This is a genomic window from Paenibacillus cisolokensis, from assembly GCF_050481165.1.
GTDB lineage: Bacteria > Bacillota > Bacilli > Paenibacillales > Paenibacillaceae > Paenibacillus_AH > Paenibacillus_AH cisolokensis.
Window position 1 is genome coordinate 57,367 of sequence record NZ_JBCNFP010000093.1, and the last position, 22,916, is coordinate 80,282.

The following is a 22,916-nucleotide window of genomic DNA, read 5'->3' on the forward strand; positions in this document are numbered from 1 at the left end:
AGAGGGGGAATGGCCGCATGTCGAGGGAAATCCGTCTGGGAAGCTTGAACGGGCTGCGTCCGACCGTCAATTTTGCCAACAAAATCGATGCCGAGCCGGGACAGCAGTGGGGACCGCGAACGATCGGGGACTGCCAGCTGTTTTATGTGTTTGCCGGGCGGGCCGTCCTCGAGATGGGCGGCCTCAAATATCCGCTGCGAGCGGGCGATTGTGCGTTTTACGGAGCGGACAGCCCGCACCGGATCGCGGCCGACAAGCATGAGCCGCCAACCTTTTCCAGCCTTCACTTCGCCTGGGACGAGCCGAGCCCGGTGCCGGTGCCCCCGTACGACCGGCTGAAAAATGTGCTGCCGACCGACCTGCGGATCGAGCCGGTCGTATACGCAGTCGATATGGACGGGTACGGCGAGGTGGCCATGCCGGTGGTGTCGCATGTGCCGCAGCTGGAGCCGCTGTTTTTGCATATTGTGAAAGAGTTCCGCGTCGAGGAACCCGGCCATGCGTGGACGCTGAGGGCGCTGCTGATGCAACTGCTGGCGGCGCTGATCCGGCAGCGGATGAACGAGCGTTGCCTGTCCGCCAATCATCAGAAAATCATCCCCGCGCTCGAGGCGGTTCGCCGCCGCCCGGAAGAGGATTGGACGTCCGAACGGATGGCGGAGCTGTGCGGCTATCATCCGACCTACTTTGCCGCCTTGTTCGGCGAATGCATGGGATGCGGGCCGAAAGCGTTCGTCGTGGCGGAACGCCTGCGCAAAGCGAAGCGGCTGCTCATGGAAGGGCTTCAGGTCGAAGCGGTTTCGCAGGCGGTCGGGTACGGCAGCGTACATTATTTTTGCCGCAGCTTCAAGCAGGCGACGGGGCTCACGCCGACCGAGTTCCGCAGGCGCAGTCTGGAGCTGTAGGGCGCGTTCGAACGCGGAAGAGGGTCTTCCTTATTGGAACGTGGAACGGTTTGGTCCCCGGTTAGACGAAACGGAACCGTTTCCAATGCGGCGGTTCCGTCCGGCTTTGCGATTCGGCGGTTGCCCCGCGCTCATTCACCCGATATAATCGGTACAATGGCAGCGCGTTATCCGCGGCCAAAACGGACAAGCAGGTGATGACATGACGGGGAAACTGATTTTTTTCGATATTGACGGCACGCTGCTCGATCATGACAAACGGCTTCCGGACTCGACGAAGCAGGCGATCAACGAGTTGAAGCGGGCGGGTCATGAAGTCGCGATCGCGACCGGACGCGGCCCGTTCATGTTTGAGTGGCTCAGGGACGAACTGGGGATCGATTCTTTCGTCAGCTACAACGGACAATATGTGGTGCGCGGCGGTGAGGTGGTCGCGACGAATCCGATCAAGCGCGAATTGCTCGACCGACTGACCGAAGAAGCGGCCAGAAACGGCCATCCGATCGTGTATATGAGCAGCGAAACGATGAAAAGCAATACGGACGGCCATGAGCGGATTGAGAAAAGCATCACGGAGCTGAAGGTCAAGCTGCCGGAGCATGACCCGGAATTTTACATTGGTCAAGAGATCTATCAATGTTTGCTCTTCTGCACCTATGGAGAGGAAGGCATTTACAAGGATGCGTTTCGAGGGGAGCTCGACTTTATTCGCTGGCATCAGTTTTCGACCGACGTACTGCCGCTCGGCGGCTCGAAAGCGGCCGGCATCGAAGCGTTCATTCGCCACGCGGGCGTTCGGCGCGAAGATGTGTATGCGTTCGGCGATGCGCTTAACGATATCGAAATGCTCCAATATGTCGGCAACGGCATCGCGATGGGCAACGCCATCGATTCGGTCAAGGCGGCGGCAAAGTACGTCACGCGCGACGTCGACGACGACGGCATTCGTTACGGCCTGCGCATGGTCGGCTTGCTGTAGATGGTGCTGTAGATGGTGCTGGTATCGGGACGGCGGGCCCAGGCTATACAATAAGGAACCTGCGTTCAATTCCGCGACGAAGTGGCCGGTTTTTGCTCAAGGCCGGGTTTCGGTCGTCGCATGCCAGCTTCCTGCATAGGCAACAGGTCCGGATTGTGTCCGGGCCTTTTGCCGTTATTTGCGGTCTTGATCGCAGGTCCATCCCCTCTCTTCTCCAAAAGTGATATGCCCGAATACCCGGATTCCCCGACTTTTGGCCGATTTGTCGCAAGTTTGAAGTCGTTGCCGCATTTTTGCGAACGGTCTCGTATTGACTCCGCTATTTTGGTGTAATATGGTAGGAGCATGCAAGGCATGATCCGCAACGAAAGGAGTTGACCGCAGATGCAGCCTCCGCGCTCTATCGACTTCCATCCCGCTTTGGCCGGATGGTTCGCCAGGTCGTTCGGCCAACCGACCGACGTCCAGCTTCAGGCGTGGGAAGCGATCGCAGCCGGCCGCCATACGCTCATTGCGGCGCCTACCGGTTCCGGCAAGACGCTGGCGGCGTTTTTGCCGTGTCTTGACCGTCTTGTCAAGGCGAAGGACGGCAAGCCGGAGACGCGGAGGCATGGGGTACGGATCGTTTATGTGACGCCGCTGAAAGCGCTGAACAACGACATTCATCACCATCTCATTCGTTTCGCGGAAGAAATCGACGCATTCGCGGCGCAGGAAGGCATACCGTGGCCGGGCGTTCGCTGCGCGGTCAGAACCGGCGATACGACACCGAGCCAGCGCGCTTCCATGCTGCGGCGGCCGCCCGACGTGCTGGTGACGACTCCGGAATCGCTTTACCTTCTGCTGACGTCGGAGAAAGGGCGGGACATGCTTCGCACGGCGGAGCAGGTGATCGTCGACGAAATTCATGAACTGGCCGCGGACAAGCGGGGCGCCCATCTGTCGCTGACGATGGAGCGGCTGGTGGAGCTGACCGGCCGCAGGCTGCAGCGCATCGGCGTTTCGGCGACGCAGAAGCCGCTCGAACGGGTGGCCCGATTTCTCGGCGGCTGGGAAGAAGCGGGCGGCGATGCGCGGACAAGCGGGACGGCAGCCGGATGGGCGCAACACAAAAACGCACAGCCGGAAGGTGCGCGAGACGAGGAAGCGCAACGCGAAGGTATGCAGCAAGAAGGCGTACAAGACGCAGATGCGCAGCAAGCAGGCACGCAGCAAGAAGGCACCCAGCAAGAAGGCGTGCACGATGAAGGCGCGCACGATGAAGGCGCGCATGCCATCGGAGCGCAACGCGACAAGCTGCTGCGGCATCCGCTCGGCTACGCGCCGCGCCCGGTGACGATTGTGGAAAGCATGATGCGCAAGTCGATGTCGGCGACCGTGACGATGCCGGATTTCAATCGGCCGATGCAGACGCGGGATGCGGTATGGCTTCCGCTGCTCGAGCGCGTCATGCAGCTGATGCACGGCAGCAAGTCCGTAATTATATTCGTAAACAGCCGCAGACTGTGCGAGCGGCTTTGCTTGCGGCTCAACGAATTTGCGGGATACGAGATCGCCCACGCCCACCATGGCAGCGTATCGCGGGAGCGGCGGCATGAGGTGGAACGCCGGCTCAAGGCCGGCGAGCTGCGCTGCATCGTCGCGACATCGTCGCTGGAGCTCGGCATCGATATCGGCCATGTCGATCTCGTCATTCAGATCGACGCGCCGCCGGACGCGGCCTCGGGCATTCAGCGGATCGGCCGGGCCGGTCATGCCGTCGGCGGCGCAAGCCGCGGCGTCATCATTGCGCGTCAGCGCGGTCAACTGCCGGAAGCTGCGGTGCTTGCCCGTCTGATTCGGGAACGCGACATCGAAGAAATCCGGGTGCCGCGCAATGCGGTCGACGTGCTGTCGCAGCAGGTGGTCGCCATGGCGGCGGTCGAATCTTGGGAGATCGGCCGGCTGCATCGCCTGATTACGAGAAGCGACAGCTATCGGACATTTGACCGCGAGACGCTGGAGGAGATGCTGCAGGTGCTCGGCGGTTTTTATCCGTTCGCCCGCCCGCTTCTGACATGGGACCGTGAATCCGGGACGATAGCGGGTCGTTCGAACACGCCGATGGCGGCCGTCGCCGGCGCGGGGACGATTCCGCAAAGCGCGGCATATCCGGTCTATCATGCAGAGAGCCGCACCCACCTGGGGGAGCTCGATGAAGAATTCGTGCAGGAGAGCCGGACAGGCGACGTCTTCCAGCTCGGCTCCAGCCTGTGGATGATCCGGGGCATTCAGAACGACCGCGTCTATGTGGCGGAAGCGGGCAACCGGTTCGGGGAAATTCCGTTCTGGCGGAATGAAGCGGGAAGCCGTTCGTACGATCTCAGCTTGAAAATCGGCGCGTTTCTGCGGGAGCTCGAGGAGCGGCTCGGACTGGAGACGCCAACTTCGGACAAGGCGGAAGCGGACGGGCGGATCGCCGACTGGCTGGCCGCCGATTACGGCATGGACGCCCTGTCGGCGGAGAAGCTGATCGCGCTTGTCCGCGAGCAGCATCGCGTATGCGCGCTGCCTACCGACCGGCGGATCGTCATCGAGCATTACAAGGATTTGACCGGACGAACGCATGTGATCGTCCATAATCCGTTCGGTCGCCGCGTCAACCGGGCGTGGCTGCTCGCGATCGAAAAGCGGCTGGAACGGCTGCTGTCCGGACGTCCCTACGGCAATGCGAAGGATAACGGCCTGGAGCTGGTGCTGCCGGAATGGGACGCTTCGTGGCTGCAAGCGATATGGAGTATTACGCCGTCCGGCCTTGCGCCGCTGCTCGGAGAAGCGGTATCGGGTTCGCCGCTGCTGGCCGTCGCGTTCCGCCGCATCGCCGAGACATCGCTTCTGCTGGCGCGAAGCTTCAAGCGCACGCCGATGTGGCAGATGCGGCTGCGCAGCGAAGAGCTGCTGAAAGCGGCGCTTCCTTATGCCGCCCGGTTTCCTTATCTTCGGGACGCGGTAAAGGAATGTCTGTACGATTACTTGGACACGGAGCATTTGACGGAGATGCTGAAAGCGGTCAGGGACGGCAGGATGGCGGTGGAAATCCGCGAAACGCCTTATCCGTCGCCGTTCGCCGAGCAGTTTATAGCCGATTACGCCAATATGCAGCTGTACGAAGGCGACGGATTGAGCGAGACGGTTCAGCTTCAGCTGATGAACGTCAGCAAGGCGTTCACCGGACAATTGTTCGGGGCCGAGCCGTTCGGCGGTTCCATTCTGCCGAAGGTGGCGGCGGAGGAAGAGCGCAAGCTGAGCGCGCCGGATCGAGAGCCGCGGAACAAGGACGATCTGTACGACCTGCTGAAGCGGAGGGGCGATCTGTCCGCGGCGGAGCTTGTGCGGCTCGCAGGGGACGAAGCGCTGAAGTGGCTGGGCGAGTTGGAGGCGGCGGGACGAATCGTCCCTGTCGATCCGGCCGGAACGGGCGAGTATCGCTGGATATGCGCCGACGAGAGGGAGATGTACCGCGAATTTCCGGAGACGGAGACGTCGCGGCGGTTTATTATCGGCCGCTTCATCGAGCACCGCCTGTCGTTCACCGAGCCCGAGCTGTGCGAGCGCTACCCGCGTCTGTCGCATGACGAGGCCAGACGGCTGACGGATACGCTGCTGGCCGAGAAGCGGATCGTGCGGGCGCCGTTCGCCGAGCGCAGCGACGAGCGGCTCTTCTCGAGCGCGAGCGTCGCTTCGCGCATCGTCAGGCTGTCGATCGGCGAACTGCGCAAGCGCGCAGCGCCCGCGGAGCCGATGCGCTGGTGCGGGCAAGCCGCGCTGCTGCAGCATGCGCTGCACGGTACGCGGCTTCGCGGCACGGACGGTCTGCGCGAGACGATCGGCCGTCTGCAAGGCATCTACTTGCCGCTGTCGGCCTGGGAATCGGTCGTCTTTCCGGCCCGGCTCGACGATTACCGCAAGGAGGACCTCGACCTGCTCTGCGCGTCCGGCGAAGTCGTGTGGCTTGGCCGCAAGGAAGAAGGCGAGAAGGAAGGGCGCGTCGCTTTCTTCCTGTCGGATGCGGACCCGCCGCTCTACGCTCCGTTCGTTCCGCCGCCGGACGCGGCGTCCGCGAGCCGGCCCGGCCTGCTCGAGCAGCTGAAGCGGGGCGGAGCCAGCTTTCTGACCAAGCTGAGCCGGGATGCGGACCTGCCGCCTTCCGAAGCGCTGGCCGGGCTGATGGAGCTGGCATGGGAAGGGCTTGCGTCGAACGATCAGTTCGCGCCGCTGCGGCTTAAGGCGGAAACGAAAGCGAAGCAATGGGCGAGAACCGGCTCCGGACAGGGCCGCTGGTATTGGACGGGAACGCTTCGGGGCGGCGGGACGGGCCCGGACGTTGAAACGTCCGCCGTGCAGTGGGTCCATCATCTGCTTGGCGCGTTCGGCATGATCAGCAAGGAGTTGGTGAACCATGTATCGCCCTATTCGTGGGATGTACTGCTTCCGGTATTGAAACGGCTCGAGGAGTGGGGAACGCTCACGCGCGGCATGCTGGTCAAAGGCATTCCCGCCTACCAGTTCACGACGCCGGAGATGGCCGAAGCTGTGCGCCGGCCGCTGCCTGACGCCGCGGCTGACGCGATCACCGTCATTTCCGCCGTCGACCCGGCCAATCCGTTCGGGCTTATGTTCGAATGGCCGGAGGCGAAAGGTCCGAATTTCGCGCGCAAGCCCGGAAATTTTATCGTGCTGCAAGGCGATCGCTGGCTGTTCTGGATCGAAGGCAACGGCAGGCGGATTCATACGATGGACGCGGCGGCCGGCGATGGCACCGGCATGGCAGAGGAGGCCAAGCTGCAGGCGCTGAAACATATTCTTGGCACGATTATGCGCCGGCAGCGAATGACGAAAATCGCCGTTCATCTTTGGGACGGCGAAGCGGCTGCCGAAGCGGACGCCGGCCGGCTGCTGCGGGCGCTCGGAGCCGAGCGGGACCGGACGGCGCTCGTGCTGTGGGCAAGTCAGCTTCGAACGTGAGCTCGAACGTTAACGTTTAAAATCCAAATCTATTTTCGAAAGGAAGAGACGCATGAATCCTGTTCGAATCGGTTTAATCGGAACGGGCGGCATTTCGCATTGGCATACGAGGCAACTGCTGGAGCTGGAGGAAGCGACGATTGCGGCAATCGCCGATCCGGGTGAGGAAAGCCGCCGTCGATGGACGTCCGCATTCGGTCTTTCTTCCGTCCCTCAATACGGCGATTACGCGGAAATGCTGGAGCGGGAGGAGCTTGATGCGGTTGTCATCTGTTCTCCGCATACCCAGCATTACGAGCAGGCCAAAGCTTGTCTGGAAAAAGGGCTTCATGTGCTGGTGGAGAAGCCGATGACCTGCTCGTCCGCGGAGGCGGAATCACTGCTCGAAACGGCGGACGCTTCGGGGCGCGTTCTTCAGGTGTCGTATCAGCGGCATTTTCAGCCGGAGTTTCTGTATATCAAGCAAGCGATCGAACAGGGAGCGATCGGCCGGCTGACATCGGTCAACGCTACGCTGTATCAGGACTGGAGCCAGGGCACGACGGGGACGTGGCGGCAAAATCCGAGCTTGTCGGGCGGCGGCATGTTGATGGATTCGGGGAGCCATATCGTCGATGTGCTGCTTTGGACGACAGGGCTTCGTCCGGAGGAAGTGAAAGCGTTTCATAGCCGGCAGGGAACGCCGGTCGAGATCGATTCCTTTACGACGATCCGCTTCGAAGGCGGCGTCGTGGCGGGACTCAATATTGTCGGGCTTTCGCCTTGCTGGTACGAATCGTATATATTCGCCGGCGATCAGGGTGCCATATTTATGGTGGACGGCTCTATTACGCTGCGCCGCCGGGGAAAGGAACCGGAGATTCCGACGCTTCCGAAGCAGACGACGAATCAGGATAAAAGCTTCGTCGACGCGATTCTGGGCCGGCACGAAATCGCGGTTCCGGGAAGCTTCGCGCTCGAGGTTGTGCGATTGACCGAACGAATTTACGAAGCGGCAGGCTATCATCCATTCGACTAATCATAATGGGAGAGAAGCAGGGAATGAAAGGATACAAACTGGCGATCGGGCTTGCGATTGGTGCGGCTTTGCTCTTGCCGTCCGCCGCCGGTGCGGCGGCCGCGAAGCCGTCATACGAATTGGAGTGGGAAGGCGGGGGCCAATCGAGCGGAACGGTTATCGCGCGCGGCGGCGTATCGTATATCGCCGCCAAAGCGATAGCCTCGGAGGCCGGACTTGCGATCTCCTGGGACGTCTCGAAGCAGCGCGCCCAATTCGACGGCTGGAACAAAAGCTTCGCCGTTCGGGTGAACAGCGACCGCGGGGTGCTGGACGGCAAAAATACGGAAATCGGCGGCAAGCCATTCGTCTTGAATGGCGAGCTCTACCTGCCGGTCAGATTTATCGTCAAGGCGCTCGATGGGGATAACGTGAAATGGAATGCCCGGACGCAAACCGTAACCGCTTCGGGACTCGGCAGCTACCATGCCCGCAGCGAAACGCACAACGGGCTTACCTTTACGGTCGTGACCGCCACCGGCGAGCTGTATGTGACCGGGGAGTCGGGGGAAAGCCGCAAGCTTGCCGATCTTGGCGACACGATATACGGCGCGGTCAAGTTCGCCTTTTACGATTCGCCGGGCGGGCTGCTTCATCTGACCGTCACCCGGAATTATGGGGAGCCGATGATCCAGTACCGGGTGTATACCGCTGTCCTGAAGAACGGCGAGCTGATCCGAGAGGCGGAAGCGGGCTACTTCCGGCGATTTGTCGACAATGCGACGAACGGCGGCGGGCAGCTGATCGTTACCGACGGCAGAACGCTGGAGCTGGTGGACGACGTTACCGGCCGCGTCGCCGAATCGTACGACCTCGTCAAGCTGGGCGGCGAAGAGGACGACTATTTCGTGGAAGGCGTCGGACCGGAATATTTGCTGATCCGGCCGAACGACCGCGGACTGCTGATGCTGATCGACCGCAAAACGGGCGGCAAAACGCTGCTCTACAAAGAGCTGCTGGACAAACTGAATCAGGAATATGCCGAGACGAACGACGTGCCGTATTTCGGCGACTGGCTGCGCTTCGTGAGGCGGGACGGCGATACGCTCTATTTCCGCAACGACGCGCCGATCCAGCAGGACAACAAGCTGTATGCGTACAAGCTGCCCGAGTAAGCGGCGGCCAGCGGGAGAACGGACCGTAACCGGGTTTATGGCGAAGCTTGACGCCGCCGCCGGCCGAATGAGACAATCGCATATAGGGCGAACGGAAAGGACGGCCGCGAGCGCCGTCCTTTCCTGAATGATGGAACTGATACGAACAGCGGAAACCGCCGTTACGGCGAAGGAGGTTTGCGAGAAATGACCATCGTCGACGATAGTTTGAAAGGGAAAATCGCCATCGTGTGCGCGTCGAGCCGCGGGCTCGGATATGCGACGGCCAGACGGCTTGCGCAGGGCGGCGCGCTCGTCACGATGCTGAGCCGGTCGGAGAAGAACGTGGCGGAAGCCGCGGCGGCCATCGAGCGGGAGACGGGCATACGCCCGCTGGCTTACGCCTGCGACGTATCGAAAGCGGAGGACATCCGGCGCGTCGTGGCCGATACGGTCAAGGAGCGCGGGGGGCTGCACATCCTGGTCAACAACGCCGGCGGACCGCCTGCAGGAACGTTCGCCTCGTTCGGGGACGAGGATTGGATGCGCGCGCACGAGCTCAATTTTATGAGCGTCGTCCGGTTCGTCCGTGAAGCGCTGTCGCATATGAAGAACGGCGGCGGAGGCAGCATCGTCAATATCATCTCGGTTTCGGTGAAGCAGCCGATGCCCAATCTGGTGCTGTCCAACGCCTATCGCGCAGCCGTCGTCGGTCTTGCGAAAACGCTGGCCGACGAGCTGGCGCCCGCAGGCATCCGGATCAACAATGCCGCGCCCGGTCGAATCGCCACCGAACGGATCGCCGAGCTCGACCGTCATCGCGCGAATGCGGAAGGGCGCAGCGTCGAGGAGATCGAGCGGGAAAGCCTGCGGGGAATTCCGGCCGGGCGGTACGGGGACCCTGCCGAATTCGCCGAAGCCGTTGCGTTTCTGGCATCGGACCGGGCGTCATATATAACCGGGGCGACGCTGCAGGTCGACGGCGGCATGGTCCGGTCGTTGCAATGATGCGGTGCTGGCCGGCAAGCGTCGATGCTGACGTCGGCTGCCGTGTAGTCCCTGCGCCATTGCTGCGCGGGGGCGACAACGAAGTCGCCGTGCTGGAGCTTCACGGCACGGAGACGGGCGTTCTGGAATTCAAGGATGTGCCGGATCCGGTCAGTACGGAGAAACCATAAAGCGGATTTCGTCCGCCGGGGCTTTCAATCAAACGGGGCTTTCCCGCAAGCGATCGAGAATCGCCTGGGGGAAGCCTCTTTTTTGCGCTTGCCATATCAGACAAGGGAGCAGGAACTTGAGGGAGCGGGAGCGAATGTTCCTGTTCCGGCGTTTCCGCTTCCGGCGCAACATTTTCGTAGAGAGGAACGATTGTGATGAAAATCGTGACCCGATCCCCCCGCCAATCCATCTTTCCGAAAATCGTGCTGACCTTTCTTGCGCTCCTCGTCCCGCTCTATACGCTGAATTTGTTCATGAACGAATCCGGCTCGGATTCGGTCCGTACGGAAATCGTCCGTTCCATGAACGCGAAGGTCGAGTTGTACCACAACCTGATCGAATCCGATTTCGAACGGATCATCAAGCTTGTTCAGGCTTATGTGAACGACGACGATCTGGTGATGCTCAGCACGGCTGTCCCCGTCATGTCGGAAATCCAGAAAACGTCCGCCATTCTCGCTTTGAAGCGCAAGCTGGACCTGGTCAAAACGTCCAGCAATTTCGTTGAAAATGCAAGCGTATTCATTCCGTTGCTCGACCGTATCGTATCGTCCAACGACAACGCGATCGCACCTTTTGACAAGGAGCAGTTCCGGGCGCTTGCCGTCACGACGAACCGGTACGAATCGCCGTACCTGATGTGGAAGGACCGTCTGTTCATCAGCGTTCCTTATCCTGATCCCGCCATCTCCGATCGCCGCGAACCGACATTTCTGCTCGCGGTCGAAGTGTCGGAGAAAGGATTGCGCGACGCACTGCGCCAATTTGCCAACAACGGCGAACTGGCCGTGCTGTACGGCAACCGCCTTCCGTGGTCGATCGCAAGCGGCGGCGCACCTGCCGAAATGGCCGACGCGGCGGAGGCGCGCATCGCCGCCAGCCGGCTGCCCGACGACAGCGGCCGGCTGCCGCTGCGGGACGGCAAGGCGGAAGAGCGTCTCGACATCGGCGGGGAACGGTATCTTGTCGTTACCCGCTCCTCCCCAGCGCTGGACGCGTCGCTATCGATCTATATGCCCGAGGAAGAGGTGTTCGGTTCGCTGCGGCGATACCGATTGTGGCTGATTGCGCTGTCGCTCGCATCGCTCGGCATTCTGCTGTTTTTCTCGTTCAGCCTGTACCGGATGATTCAGCGGCCGCTGCGGACGCTGGTGCGGTCATTCGACAAAGTGGAGCAGGGCAATCTGAATCTGATAGTCTCGTATCCGCTGAAGGACGAGTTCGGTTATTTGTACGACCGTTTCAATGCGATGGTCAAGGAACTGAACGTTCTCGTTCATGAAGTATACGAGCAGCAATACCGGGTCCGGCTCGCCGAGCTCCGCCATCTCCAATCGCAGATCAACCCGCATTTTTTGTACAACAGCTTTTTCCTGCTGCATCGGATGGCTGCGCTGGACGACCGCGACAACATCGTCCGTTTCACGAAATTTCTCGGCGAATATTTCCAGTTTATTACCCGGGACGGCATGAGCGAGGTGCCGCTCGAGACGGAAGCGACGCATGCGCGCAATTACACGGAAATTCAGTCTTTCCGCTTCGCAAGCCGGATTCGGGTCCTGTTCGGCGACATCCCCGACGGATGCGGCGGCCTGCCCGTACCGCGGCTCATTTTGCAGCCGGTCATCGAAAATGCGTACCATCACGGTCTGGAAAACAAGACGAAGGACGGATGGATCGGCATCGGATTCAGGCGCGAGGACGAGACGCTCGTCATATCCGTTGAAGACAACGGGGACGAACTGACCGACGCCGCGCTGCAATCGCTGCGCGACCGTCTGCGCGAGCCGGCGGACGAAACGGAAAGCACGGGGCTGATGAATGTGCACCGGCGCATCCAAATCCGCTGCGGCGCGATGTACGGCCTGGAGCTCTCGCGGAGCAAGGCGGGAGGTTTGCGGGTCGATATCCGGCTGCCGTTAAGCCGAAAGGAGAATGAACATGTACCGATTGCTGATCGTGGATGACGAGCCGTATACGGTTGACGGGCTGTACGAGCTGCTTGGCGAATCGGATCTCGGGGAGCTCGATCTGTTCAAGGCTTATTCGCCGGACGAAGCGCTCGGCTGGCTGAACCGGGTAAAGATCGACATCGTCCTGAGCGATATCCGGATGCCGGGCATGGACGGCCTGCAATTGCAGCGTCTGATCAAGTCACGCTGGCCGCGCTGCAAAACGATCTTTCTGACCGGCATTAACGAAGTCGCGTCCATACAGCAGGCGCAGCGCGACGGCAGCATCGATTACATTTTGAAAACGGAAGGCGACGAGCCGATTATCCGCAGCGTGCAGGCCGCCATCAAGGCGCTCGATCAGGAGCTGATGAGCGACCATTTTCTGCGCCGCGCAGAGATTCGCGTCCGCGAGGCGCTGCCTGTGCTGCGCAGCGAATGGCTTCGCCGCTTGCTGAAATACGGGGCGGCCGATGCGAAGCTGTCGTCCGCGCGGCTGAAGGAGCTCGATTGCCCGCTGGACGCGGAAACCCCGGTCCTGCCCGCCCTTGCCCGCATCGACCGGTGGCCGGAGCAGGCCAGTCTGTCGGACCGGTCGCTGCTGATGTACGGAGTGGAAAATATGATCTGCGAATATTTCGGGACGCTGACCGTGCAGCCGGTCGTCGTGGACGAGTCCTACGTGATGCTGCTCTTTCAGCCGGGCAAGACGGAAACCGATGCCGAGGGGGACGGATGGGAACGGACGCTGCGCTTCGTGCAGGGGACGCTCGAAGAGGTGCAGTCCACTTGTACGCGCCTTCTGAAGCTTCCGCTGTCGGTGGCGTGCAGCCGCGGGCCGGTGGGCTGGGAGGAGGTCGCCGACATTTATTCCGGCTTGCGGAACATGCTCGTGCTCGGCATCGGCAGCGGTGAAAACATGCTGCTGTCCGACGGCGCGGGCGACAGCTGCCCTGACACGCCGGAGCGGCTCGAAGGGGCTCGCATCGCCCGTCTCCGCGAACGGCTGACCGTCGTGCTGGAGAGCGGCAGCGGGGAGGAGATGCTGGCGGTCATCGGGGAATGGTTCGGCGGTACGCAGGACTACGTCTTATATCTGGAAGCTTATTATACGGTGGCGACAGAGCTGATCCGGCAGTTCAACCGCTGGGGCTGGCCGGAAGCCGGACAATCGGACATCCGTCCGGAACGGCTGATGGATGTGCGAAGCCACGTTTCGCGGGATGCGGCGGTCGAATATTTGCGGCGCGCCGGGCTGCGGCTGCTGACCGTCAGACAATCCGAGCAGGACGAGCGGACCGACCGGATTGTCCGCAAGGTGAACCGGATGATCCGGGAGCGGATAGGAGGCGATCTTTCCTTGACCGCCATCGCGGAATCCGTCTACCTGAATCCGTCCTACTTGTCGGTTCTGTACAAGCAGACGACCGGACGCAACATTTCGGAAACGATCGCCGCCGCCCGGCTGGACAAGGCGAGGGAGCTGCTCTCGCTTCGCCGCTGAAAATCCATGAAGTCGCCGCCGCCGTCGGCTTCGAGAACGCGGGCTATTTCACCCGTTTTTTCCGCAAGCATACCGGAATCAGTCCCCAGGAGTACCGCGATCAGGCGGGCAGCTGACAGGCGGCGGAAATTCCAAAACAAAAGAGAACGAATCTAAACATTGTTCCATATCGGCTTCGGAGCAGACGCGATATACTGAGCGCAAATCACCACATTACCGGAGGAGGATCGCGATGAAGCGTATGGCGAATTGTAAAGGTGCCGCAATCGTGCTGATGCTTCTGCTTGTTTTTGTAACCGCTTGCTCGGGCGGAGGCCAGCCGTCAGGCGAGGCAAATAAGTCCGGCGGACAAACGGCGGATAAAGGAACGACGGACGGCGGAACGGGAACGGCGGAAGAGGATCAGCCGGCCGACCCGGCGGGCAAATACGATCCGCCTATTGAAATAACGACCGTGCGCATCGTGAACGACACGTTCAAGTACGCCGAAGGGGAAGATATCAGCAACAACGTATGGACGCGGACGATGGAAGAGAAGCTGGGAATCAAGGTCAAATACGATTGGGTCGTGAGCGGCGACGGACCGGGCGGACAAGGCGAACAGAAGATGAACGTCTCGATCGCCTCCGGCGATTTGCCGGAAATCGTCCCGGTCAACGCGAGACAGCTCAAGCAGCTGGTGGAAGCGGATCTGCTGATGGATTTGACGGACATTTACGAGAAGTACGCTTCGCCGTTTTTGAAAGAAATTATGACCCAGGATGGACCGAACGCGCTCGCCTCGGCTACATTCGACGGCAAGCTGATGGCGATTCCGAATACCGGGTCGGCTATGGACGGGGCTCCGATGGTTTGGATTCGCAGCGACTGGCTGCAAAAGCTGAATTTGCCTGAGCCCAAAACGATGGACGACGTACTGAATATTATCGAAGCGTTTACGACGCAGGACCCGGACGGCAACAACAAGGCCGATACGATCGGCATGTCGCTCAACAAAGACCTGTATGGCGGTTATGCGACGATCGACGGATTTGCCAACAGCTATCATGCCTATCCGCGCATCTGGGTCAAGGACGGCAGCGGCAAGCTCGTTTACGGCAGCATTCAACCGGAGATGAAGACCGTCCTGGCCAAGCTGCAGGAGATGTACAAGAAGGGCCAGATCGACCGCGAATTCGGCGTGAAGGATACGGGCAAGGCCGCGGAGTTCGCCGCCGCCGGCAAAGTCGGAGTGCATTTCGGCCAAATGTGGAATCCGCTCTGGCCGCTCGTCGACAACAAGAAGAACGATCCGAACGCGGAATGGCAGTCGTATCCGCTCATGTCGATCGACGACCAACCGGCCAGGCCCCAGACGAGCATGGCGGTCGGCACCTATTACGCCGTGCTGAAAGATGCGAAACATCCGGAAGCGCTGCTGAAGCTGATCAATCTCTTTGTCGAAACGGGCTGGGGAGAGACGACGACGCCGGAAAACTATGCGGCGCATTTTACGAGCGACGGCATCGAACGGTTCAAGTACGCTCCGTTCCAGGCATGGCCGGCCCGCAAAAATCTGGACATTCATCTGCATATTCTGGAGGCGGAGAAAAGCGGCGACGCAACGAAGCTGAATCCGGAGGAGCAGGACAATTACAAGCAAATCAAAGATTATTTGAACGGCACCGGCACGGAACTGGGATGGGCGTATGACCGCGTGTTCGGTACGACCGGATCGTTCGCGACGATCAATCATTACGTGAATGAGAACCTGCTCTACCAGAACGAATTTTTCGGCGCGCCGACGCAGACGGCCGTGGAGAAAGACGCGACGCTGCAGAAGATGGAACTGGAAGTGTTCACGAAAATCATTTTGGGCGATCCGATCGACAATTTCGACAAATTCGTAGCCGATTGGAAGAAGCTCGGCGGCGACGCGATTACCGAAGAAGTGAATGCGTGGTACGCGGCCCGATAATGATCCGAACCGGGGAGGGAAGAGGAGGGACCACTCTTCCCTCTTTTTATCCGCTGACGCTGCAGAAGAGAGGTGGTTTTATGTTACACAGAGTGAGATGGAAATCGCCGTATTGGCCGCTTCATCTTATGGTGCTGCCGGGCCTCATTCTCGTACTGATTTACAGCTACGGTCCGATGTTCGGCATCGTCATCGCCTTTCAGAAGTTTATGCCGGCCAGAGGCATTTTCGATTCGCCCTGGTCGGGTCTGGACAATTTCCGCTATGTGCTGGATATGCCCGATTCCATGCGGGTGCTGCGCAATACGGTCATCATCGCCTTTTTGAAAATCGTCGCCGGTCTCATCGTGCCGATCATCGTCTCGCTGCTGCTCAACGAGGTGCGCAAAGAGCTGTTCAAGCGCGGCATTCAGACGCTCATTTATTTGCCTCATTTCCTGTCCTGGATTATTCTCGGAGGCATTCTGATCGATATTTTGTCCCCGTCGACGGGAATCGTCAACCAGGCGCTGTCATGGGCCGGAATCGAGCCGATTTATTTCCTCGGCGATAACAGCTGGTTCCGTCCGGTTCTCGTCATCTCGGACGTCTGGAAGGAATTCGGCTTCAACACGATCGTGTATTTGGCGGCATTGACAAGCATCAGCCCCGCGCTGTACGAAGCGGCCATTGTGGACGGCGCGGGCCGGTGGAAGCAGACGTGGCATATCACGTTGCCGGGGATGATGCCGATTATCGTGCTGCTGACGACGCTGAGTCTGGGCAATGTGCTCAATGCCGGCTTCGATCAGGTGTTCAACCTGTACAGTCCGCAGGTCTACGAATCCGGCGACATCATCGACACGTTCGTATACCGGATCGGTCTGGTGGACGCCCAATACGGCGTAGCGACGGCGGTAGGGTTGTTCAAGTCGTTCGTCTCCTTCATATTTATTTCCGTATCGTACTATCTCGCGTACCGGCTGGCCCATTACCGGATATTTTAGGCCCGCTTGCGAAGCCGCTTTGCTCGCGCAAAGTTTTGGCTGATGCTTACGAAGCCACTTTGCTCGCGCAAAATTTTAGCGGATGCTTACGTAGTAACTTTGCTCGCGCAAAGTTTTAGCGGATGCTTACGAAACTGCTTTGCTCGCGCAAAGTTTTAGGAGGTTGATTATGGTCGAGCGCATCACGACGGGCAGAAGATTGTTTGTCGCCTTCAACTATTCGCTGCTCACGCTGCTTTCGCTGCTATGCCTGTTTCCGATGATCCATGTGCTTGCGGTATCGTTCAGCTCCAGCGAAGCGGCGACGGCCGGCCTCGTCAAGTTGTGGCCGGTCCAGTTCACGTTCAGTTCGTATGAATTCGTGTTGGCCAAACCGGCGTTTCTGACGTCGATCGGCGTTACGCTGAAGCGGGTTGCGCTCGGCGTTTCGATCAATATGGCGCTGTCGGTTTTGCTCGCCTATCCGTTGTCGAAGGAGGTCGCGAAATTTCCGTGGCGGACGTTTTACGTCTGGATTTTCGTCATCACGATTCTGTTTCAGGGCGGACTTATCCCTTTATATATGACCGTCAAGTTTACCGGCATTATGGATTCGATCTGGGCGCTCGTGCTGCCTTCCGCCGTCCCGGTATTCAATGTTATTCTGCTGCTCAATTTTTTCCGCGGACTGCCGAAGGAACTCGAAGAGGCGTCGTTTATGGACGGCGCCGGCCATTGGACGACGATGTGGCGCATCATGGTGCCGCTGTCCGCTCCGGCGCTGGCGACGATTACGCTGTTCGCTACGGTCAACCACTGGAATTCGTGGTTCGACGGGCTGATCTTCATGAACTCGCCGGAACACTATCCGCTGCAGAGCTATTTGCAGACCGTCGTCATTAACCGCGATCTCAGCCTCGTTTCGTCGTCGGATATGAAGTCGCTCGCGGAAGTGAGCGACCGTACCGCGAAAGCGGCGCAAATCTTTCTTGGCGCGCTGCCGATTTTGCTCGTGTACCCGTTTTTGCAACGGTTTTTCATGAAAGGAATCGTGCTGGGCAGCGTCAAAGAGTAACCGGTACAATCGTGAAGAAATAGATTCCAATTCTGCCAATTTCGAGAGGATGCTGAAAACGGATGGATAAAGTGACGAAACTGACGGACGCGCGCTGGCTCGTCGTACCGGCTGCGCTGTTCGCCGAACGCGGGGAGCCGGGACCCGTACGGAACGAGACGGCCTATTACCGCTGCCGGTTTCACCTGCCGCAAGCCGGCGCGCAGCTTGAGCTTTCGATCAGCGCGCACAGCCGGTACCGGTTATGGGTGAACGGCGCGCCGGTCGGCTCGGGACCATGCAAAGGCGACAGATGGCGGCATTACTATGAAACCTATGATGTCAGCCATCTGCTGCAGCCTGGCGCCAATTGGATCGCCGTAAAAGTTGTAGCCTATTCGCCCTACGAGGCGCAGCAGCAAGGCGGGGGCGGGCCGTTCGCGGTTTCGGCGAACGCTGCCGGCCCTTGCCTCGTAGCGAGCGGCCGCTGCATCCTGCCGGGAGGGGAGACGGCGGCCGATGTGGCGACCGGCAAGGAAGGTGCCGCGCCGTGGGAAGTGATGCTGGACCGGGCGGTGAAGTGGGAGCCCTACGGCGGGACGGCCTTTCTCGGCGCGATGGAACGGGTGGAAGGGGGACTGCTGCCGCACGGTTGGAACGGACCGGACGGCGGACGCACGGACGAAGCGCACTGGTCTGCGCCCGAAACGAGGTGGCCGGCGGACGGCCGGACTTACGGGCTCATACCGCCGTTTCCGCTGCTGGAGCGGCCGATTCCGCTTCTGTATGAACGGCCGCGCCGTTTTGTCCGCGAGATGCCTCGCGGAAGGGACGGCACGCCTTTCGGCACGTTCGGGCCCGCTCTGACGGAGCCGCTTGACGTCGCCGCGAACGAAACGCGCGCCATCGTGCTCGACGCCGGAGAGCTGACGACAGGCTATCTGTCGCTGCGGCTGACCGGAGGAGCGGGCGCGGCCGTGCGCATCCGCTATGCGGAAAGTTACTCCCGCATCGGAAAGCGCGCGTTCCGGGAGAAGGGACGGCGCGACGATGCCGATCAATACGATTTGCTTGGCCATGAGGACCATTACAGAACGGGCGGCGGAGAGGAGACGTACGAGCCGTTCTGGTGGCGGACGTTCCGATTTGTACGCATCGAGGTGACAGCAGGGGACGAGCCGGTTGCCGTTTATCCTCCGACATACCGCGAGACGGGCTACCCGCTGGAGGAAGTATCGGCGGTCCGGACATCCGCCGACTGGACCGGTCCGCTGTGGGACGTAAGCGTGCGCACGCTGAAGCGCTGCATGCACGAGACGTACGAGGATTGCCCGTATTACGAGCAGCTGCAATATGTGATGGATACCCGCCTGCAAATTTTGTTTACGTACCGGCTGTCCGGAGATGCGCGGCTGGCGAGGCGGGCCATTGAGGACTATCAAGCCTCGCTGCTGCCCGAAGGCATCATTCAAGCCCGCTTTCCGTCGATGGAGCCGCAAGTGATTCCCGTTTTTGCGCTGCACTGGATCTTTATGCTGGAGGATTATGTGTGGCAAACCGGGGATACCGGATTGCTGCTTCGCTGCCGGCCGGCCGTCGACTCGATTGTCGGCTGGTACGCGCGCAAGCGCGGGCCGCACGGCCTTGTGGAAAAGCTCGGATATTGGGAGTTTTTCGACTGGGTGCCGGAATGGTCGGATACGCTCGGCGCGCCGGCCGCCACGCTGCACGGCCCTTCCGCTTGCCACAACGCCGTGTTCGTATGCGCCTTGAAGGCGGCCGCCCGTTTGCTGCGCCTGACCGGACGAACGGAGACGGCCCGGGAATACGAACAGATGGCCGAGTCAACGGCCGAGGCGCTGAAGCGGCTGTGCTGGTCGGAGGAACGCGGGCTTTACCGCGAAGGGCCCGGACTGGAATGGTACAGCCAGCATGCCCAGGTGTGGGCGGTTCTCGCGGAAATCGAACAGGGGAAAGCCGCGGCGTCCCTTATGGACCGGATGCTGGCGGCCGATGACCTGCCGGTGTGCTCTTATGCCATGTCGTTCTACCTGTTTCGCGCGCTCGAAAAGACGGGCCGTTACGACCGGACGGAAGCGCTATGGAAGCCGTGGCGCGAACTGCTTAAGCTCGGTTTGACGACCTGGCCGGAAGATCCGTTCATGCAGCGCAGCGATTGCCATGCCTGGGGCGCGCTGCCGTTGTACGAATTTACGCATGCGCTGCTCGGCGTTCGTCCGGCAGCGCACGGATGGTCGGTCATCGGAATCGAACCGCAATGTCTGTCGCTGACCGAAGCGGAAGGCCGCGCCGCGACGCCGCATGGACCGGTCGACGTCAGTTGGAGCAGGCGAAATGGCATATTCCGCATCGCGGTAACGACTCCGGACGGAGTGCCGGTCCGGGTGACGCTGCCGGGCGGCAAGACGGTGGAAATGCCCGGCGGCGGCGCCATGATGGCGGAAGAGCCGATAGTCCTATGAAAATGAAAAATGAGAACTATAGACGCGGAAAGAACCCGCGTCTTTTGTCGTTAAATGATGGAAAGGGAAACCGGAAATCATTGACGGCCGATGCTCCTTATGTTACATAAATAATAAACCAACAGGGTATGACAGCTGTCATGCAAGTCGGATCGGGTTGCAGGCGGCCATCGCCTGCCGGCCATACATATGAACTTTTACGCCATGGGTATATCAGCCGTTCGGTCCGCAATTCGGTGCCCAGGGCTTTTTTCATGCCAAACGATTTGCTCGGAAAAGGGGGGATCCGGCTGTAATGACAACAGACTGCAGCTATAAGGAGCGCTCACAACATCATATTAACGAATGGCGAGGCGACGTCCGATGAAGAGCAATCATGCAACGAAAACAGGATTTCGGATTACGGGTACCAAACCGTCATACGTCCTGGAATCGCAAAGCCTTTGCGAGCAGTACGGAATCGACCCTTCGCAATTGCCTATATTTGAGCAGCTATCCGATGCCGAGCTTCGGGACAAGCTTCGCGATTACGGCGAGTTTCTGGCGATAACCGACCATTTTATGGAACGGATGCTGGGCACGATCGCGGAGCCGATCCCCGTCCTGTTGGCCGTCTGCGACTATGAAGCCAGCATTTTGCAAATTCGCGGCGACGAGAGCATCAAAAGCTTTATGGATCAGATCGGCTTCAAGGAAGGCGTCCGGTTTACGGAGGAATTGACCGGCACGAACGTCGTCAATTTATCGCTTCGTCTGAAAAGGCCGATTCAGCTTGTCGGGGACGATCATTATCACCGCGTATTTTACCAGGCAGCCTGCTATTCCGTGCCGTTTCGCTTCGAACAGCTCGGCGATCTGACAGGGACGATCTGTCTGATGACGACGGCCGGATTGCATAATCCGCTTTTCATGAATATGCTGCAGTCGACGCTGGATTTGATCGAGCGGGAGATTATGCTCCGCAATCAGAATAAACAGCTACATATATTGAATCAGATCATGATGGAGACCGAAATCAACGCCGTCATCGTCACCGACCGCAAAGGGCAGATTACGGAAATCAACAAATGCGCCACCAATATTATCGGCGTACCCCGGGAGAAGATGCTGGGACAACTCGCCCAGTCGCTGCCGTATGTCGGTTCCTATTTCACCCAAGTGCTGGAAAAGGGCAGCCGCTTCGAGGATATCGAGCTGCGGATCGAACTTCGCAATCTTGTCGGTCTGTTCGACGTATTTCCGATCCGGGACGAGAAGGGCAGTCTGATCGGCGCATACGGCCATTTCCGCGATATTACCGAACGGTACGAAACCGAGATGAAAATCAACTACATGGCGTATCACGACGAGCTGACGACGCTTCCGAACCGCCGTATGCTGATCAAATATCTGGAAGATAAAATTTGCGATTACGAGCGCAGCGGTGGCAACAAATTGGCGGTCATGTTCCTCGATCTCGACCGGTTCAAGATGGTCAACGACACGCTTGGGCACAGCGAAGGCGACGTTCTTCTCCAGCAGGTCGCCTCCCGGCTCGTCCGGTGCATCGGCAGCGGGGATCTGGTTGCGCGCATGGGCGGCGACGAGTTTATGATCGTACTCGAACGCCCGCACGTGAAGGAAATCGAAGAGACCGCACGCGAGGTGCTGAAGACGTTCGGCACTTCGTTCGTCATCGGCGAATACGACTTCCATGTATCCGCCAGCCTTGGCATCGCCGTATGTCCCGACAACGGCACCGACGTCAACTCCCTGATGATATTTGCCGATACCGCGATGTACAGGGCGAAGGCGAAAGGCAAAAATACGTATCAGTTTTTCGATCCGGATATGCCGCTCATTACGCATGAACAGCTCGTGCTGGAGATGGACCTGCGCAAGGCTATCGAACGCGGCGAACTGCTACTTCATTACCAGCCCCAGGTCATCGCTTCAACCGGACAACTTGTCGGCCTGGAAGCGCTCGTTCGCTGGCAGCATCCGGTATTGGGTATTATTTCGCCGGACAAGTTCGTTCCGGTTGCAGAAGAGACCGGCCTCATCCTGCCGCTCAGTCTCTGGGTGCTCAATGAAGCGTGCAGGCAAAACAAACGCTGGCAGGACGAGGGGTTCCGGCCGATTCGCGTTTCGGTCAACTTGTCGGCCCTGCAGTTTTCGGACGAGGCGTTCGTCCAGACCGTCGCTTCCGTGCTTGAAGAAACCGGCCTCGATCCGCAATATTTGGAGCTTGAGCTGACGGAAACGATGGCGATGGACGTCGATCATGCGGTAGGCACACTGAACGCTTTGAAGGAGCTGGGCGTACAGCTGGCGATGGACGATTTCGGTACCGGGTACAGCTCGCTCAATCATTTGAAGCGGTTCGGCCTGCACAGGCTCAAAATCGATCAGTCGTTCGTCCGCGATCTCATCAGCGATTCCAACGATGCCGACATTGTCGGTACGATTATCGCGATGGGCCATCTGCTCGGTCTTCGCGTCATCGCGGAAGGCGTGGAAACGAGCGAGCAGTTCGACTTTTTGCTTAGCAAAAAATGCGACGAAGTGCAGGGATACTATATCAGCAAACCGCTGCCGCCGGATCAGGTTGTGAAGTTGCTGGAGAAAAACTGAGAAGTCGCGCGGCTGCCGCTTTTCGAAATCCGTGAAAACAAGTCGAGTCCCCGATCCGTCTGTCGATCACAGTTCGAGTCTGGAAGGAGTTCCTATTTTTCCGAAAATTACGATGCGAAGGAGTGACCGGG

The 22,916-nt window shown here is 59.7% G+C and carries 15 protein-coding genes; all 15 read left to right on the top strand.

Annotation, left to right across the window (positions count from 1 at the left end; genetic code table 11):
- Positions 1–17 precede the first annotated feature (17 nt).
- The 15 genes from ABEV74_RS15590 (at position 18) to ABEV74_RS15660 (ending at position 22,785) form a co-directional block, all read left to right on the top strand.
- Positions 18–905 carry a helix-turn-helix domain-containing protein gene (locus tag ABEV74_RS15590; RefSeq protein WP_430147300.1) on the top strand — a complete coding sequence of 296 codons (888 nt, stop codon included), beginning with the start codon at positions 18–20 and terminating at the stop codon, positions 903–905.
- 202 nt (positions 906–1,107) lie between these two features.
- Positions 1,108–1,884 (top strand): Cof-type HAD-IIB family hydrolase, encoded by a 777-nt coding sequence (locus tag ABEV74_RS15595; protein WP_430147303.1) that lies wholly within the window; start codon positions 1,108–1,110, stop codon positions 1,882–1,884.
- A gap of 384 nt (positions 1,885–2,268) precedes the next feature.
- A complete protein-coding gene (locus tag ABEV74_RS15600; RefSeq protein ID WP_430147304.1) occupies positions 2,269–6,888 on the top strand; it encodes a DEAD/DEAH box helicase in 4,620 nt (1,539 codons plus the stop codon).
- A gap of 52 nt (positions 6,889–6,940) precedes the next feature.
- Positions 6,941–7,906 carry a Gfo/Idh/MocA family protein gene (locus ABEV74_RS15605; RefSeq protein WP_062493236.1) on the top strand — a complete coding sequence of 322 codons (966 nt, stop codon included), beginning with the start codon at positions 6,941–6,943 and terminating at the stop codon, positions 7,904–7,906.
- A 23-nt stretch (positions 7,907–7,929) separates the two neighbouring features.
- Positions 7,930–9,060, top strand: a complete 1,131-nt coding sequence (locus ABEV74_RS15610) for a copper amine oxidase N-terminal domain-containing protein (RefSeq protein ID WP_430147307.1) — start codon at positions 7,930–7,932, stop codon at positions 9,058–9,060.
- Positions 9,061–9,246: 186 nt separating this feature from the next.
- Positions 9,247–10,047, top strand: a complete 801-nt coding sequence (locus ABEV74_RS15615) for an SDR family oxidoreductase (protein ID WP_430147308.1) — start codon at positions 9,247–9,249, stop codon at positions 10,045–10,047.
- Positions 10,044–10,217, top strand: coding sequence for a hypothetical protein (locus ABEV74_RS15620; protein ID WP_160327804.1), 174 nt, complete (start codon positions 10,044–10,046; stop codon positions 10,215–10,217). Before ABEV74_RS15615 ends, ABEV74_RS15620 begins: the two co-directional genes overlap by 4 nt.
- Before the next feature lie 195 nt (positions 10,218–10,412).
- Positions 10,413–12,224 carry a histidine kinase gene (locus tag ABEV74_RS15625; protein WP_430147340.1) on the top strand — a complete coding sequence of 604 codons (1,812 nt, stop codon included), beginning with the start codon at positions 10,413–10,415 and terminating at the stop codon, positions 12,222–12,224.
- Complete coding sequence (locus ABEV74_RS15630; protein WP_430147311.1) at positions 12,199–13,713, top strand: response regulator; 1,515 nt, start codon at positions 12,199–12,201, stop codon at positions 13,711–13,713. The genes ABEV74_RS15625 and ABEV74_RS15630 overlap by 26 nt, the downstream gene beginning before the upstream one ends.
- A 2-nt stretch (positions 13,714–13,715) precedes the next feature.
- On the top strand, positions 13,716–13,829 hold the full coding sequence (locus ABEV74_RS15635) for a helix-turn-helix domain-containing protein (protein WP_430147343.1): 114 nt from the start codon (positions 13,716–13,718) through the stop codon (positions 13,827–13,829).
- 116 nt (positions 13,830–13,945) lie between these two features.
- Positions 13,946–15,670, top strand: coding sequence for an extracellular solute-binding protein (locus tag ABEV74_RS15640; protein WP_430147313.1), 1,725 nt, complete (start codon positions 13,946–13,948; stop codon positions 15,668–15,670).
- An 80-nt stretch (positions 15,671–15,750) separates the two neighbouring features.
- Positions 15,751–16,656 (top strand): ABC transporter permease, encoded by a 906-nt coding sequence (locus ABEV74_RS15645; protein WP_430147316.1) that lies wholly within the window; start codon positions 15,751–15,753, stop codon positions 16,654–16,656.
- Positions 16,657–16,825: 169 nt separating this feature from the next.
- Positions 16,826–17,710 carry a carbohydrate ABC transporter permease gene (locus ABEV74_RS15650; RefSeq protein ID WP_062493229.1) on the top strand — a complete coding sequence of 295 codons (885 nt, stop codon included), beginning with the start codon at positions 16,826–16,828 and terminating at the stop codon, positions 17,708–17,710.
- 62 nt (positions 17,711–17,772) lie between these two features.
- Positions 17,773–20,172 (top strand): family 78 glycoside hydrolase catalytic domain, encoded by a 2,400-nt coding sequence (locus ABEV74_RS15655; RefSeq protein WP_430147319.1) that lies wholly within the window; start codon positions 17,773–17,775, stop codon positions 20,170–20,172.
- A 363-nt stretch (positions 20,173–20,535) separates the two neighbouring features.
- A complete protein-coding gene (locus ABEV74_RS15660; RefSeq protein ID WP_062493227.1) occupies positions 20,536–22,785 on the top strand; it encodes an EAL domain-containing protein in 2,250 nt (749 codons plus the stop codon).
- Positions 22,786–22,916: the final 131 nt, after the last annotated feature.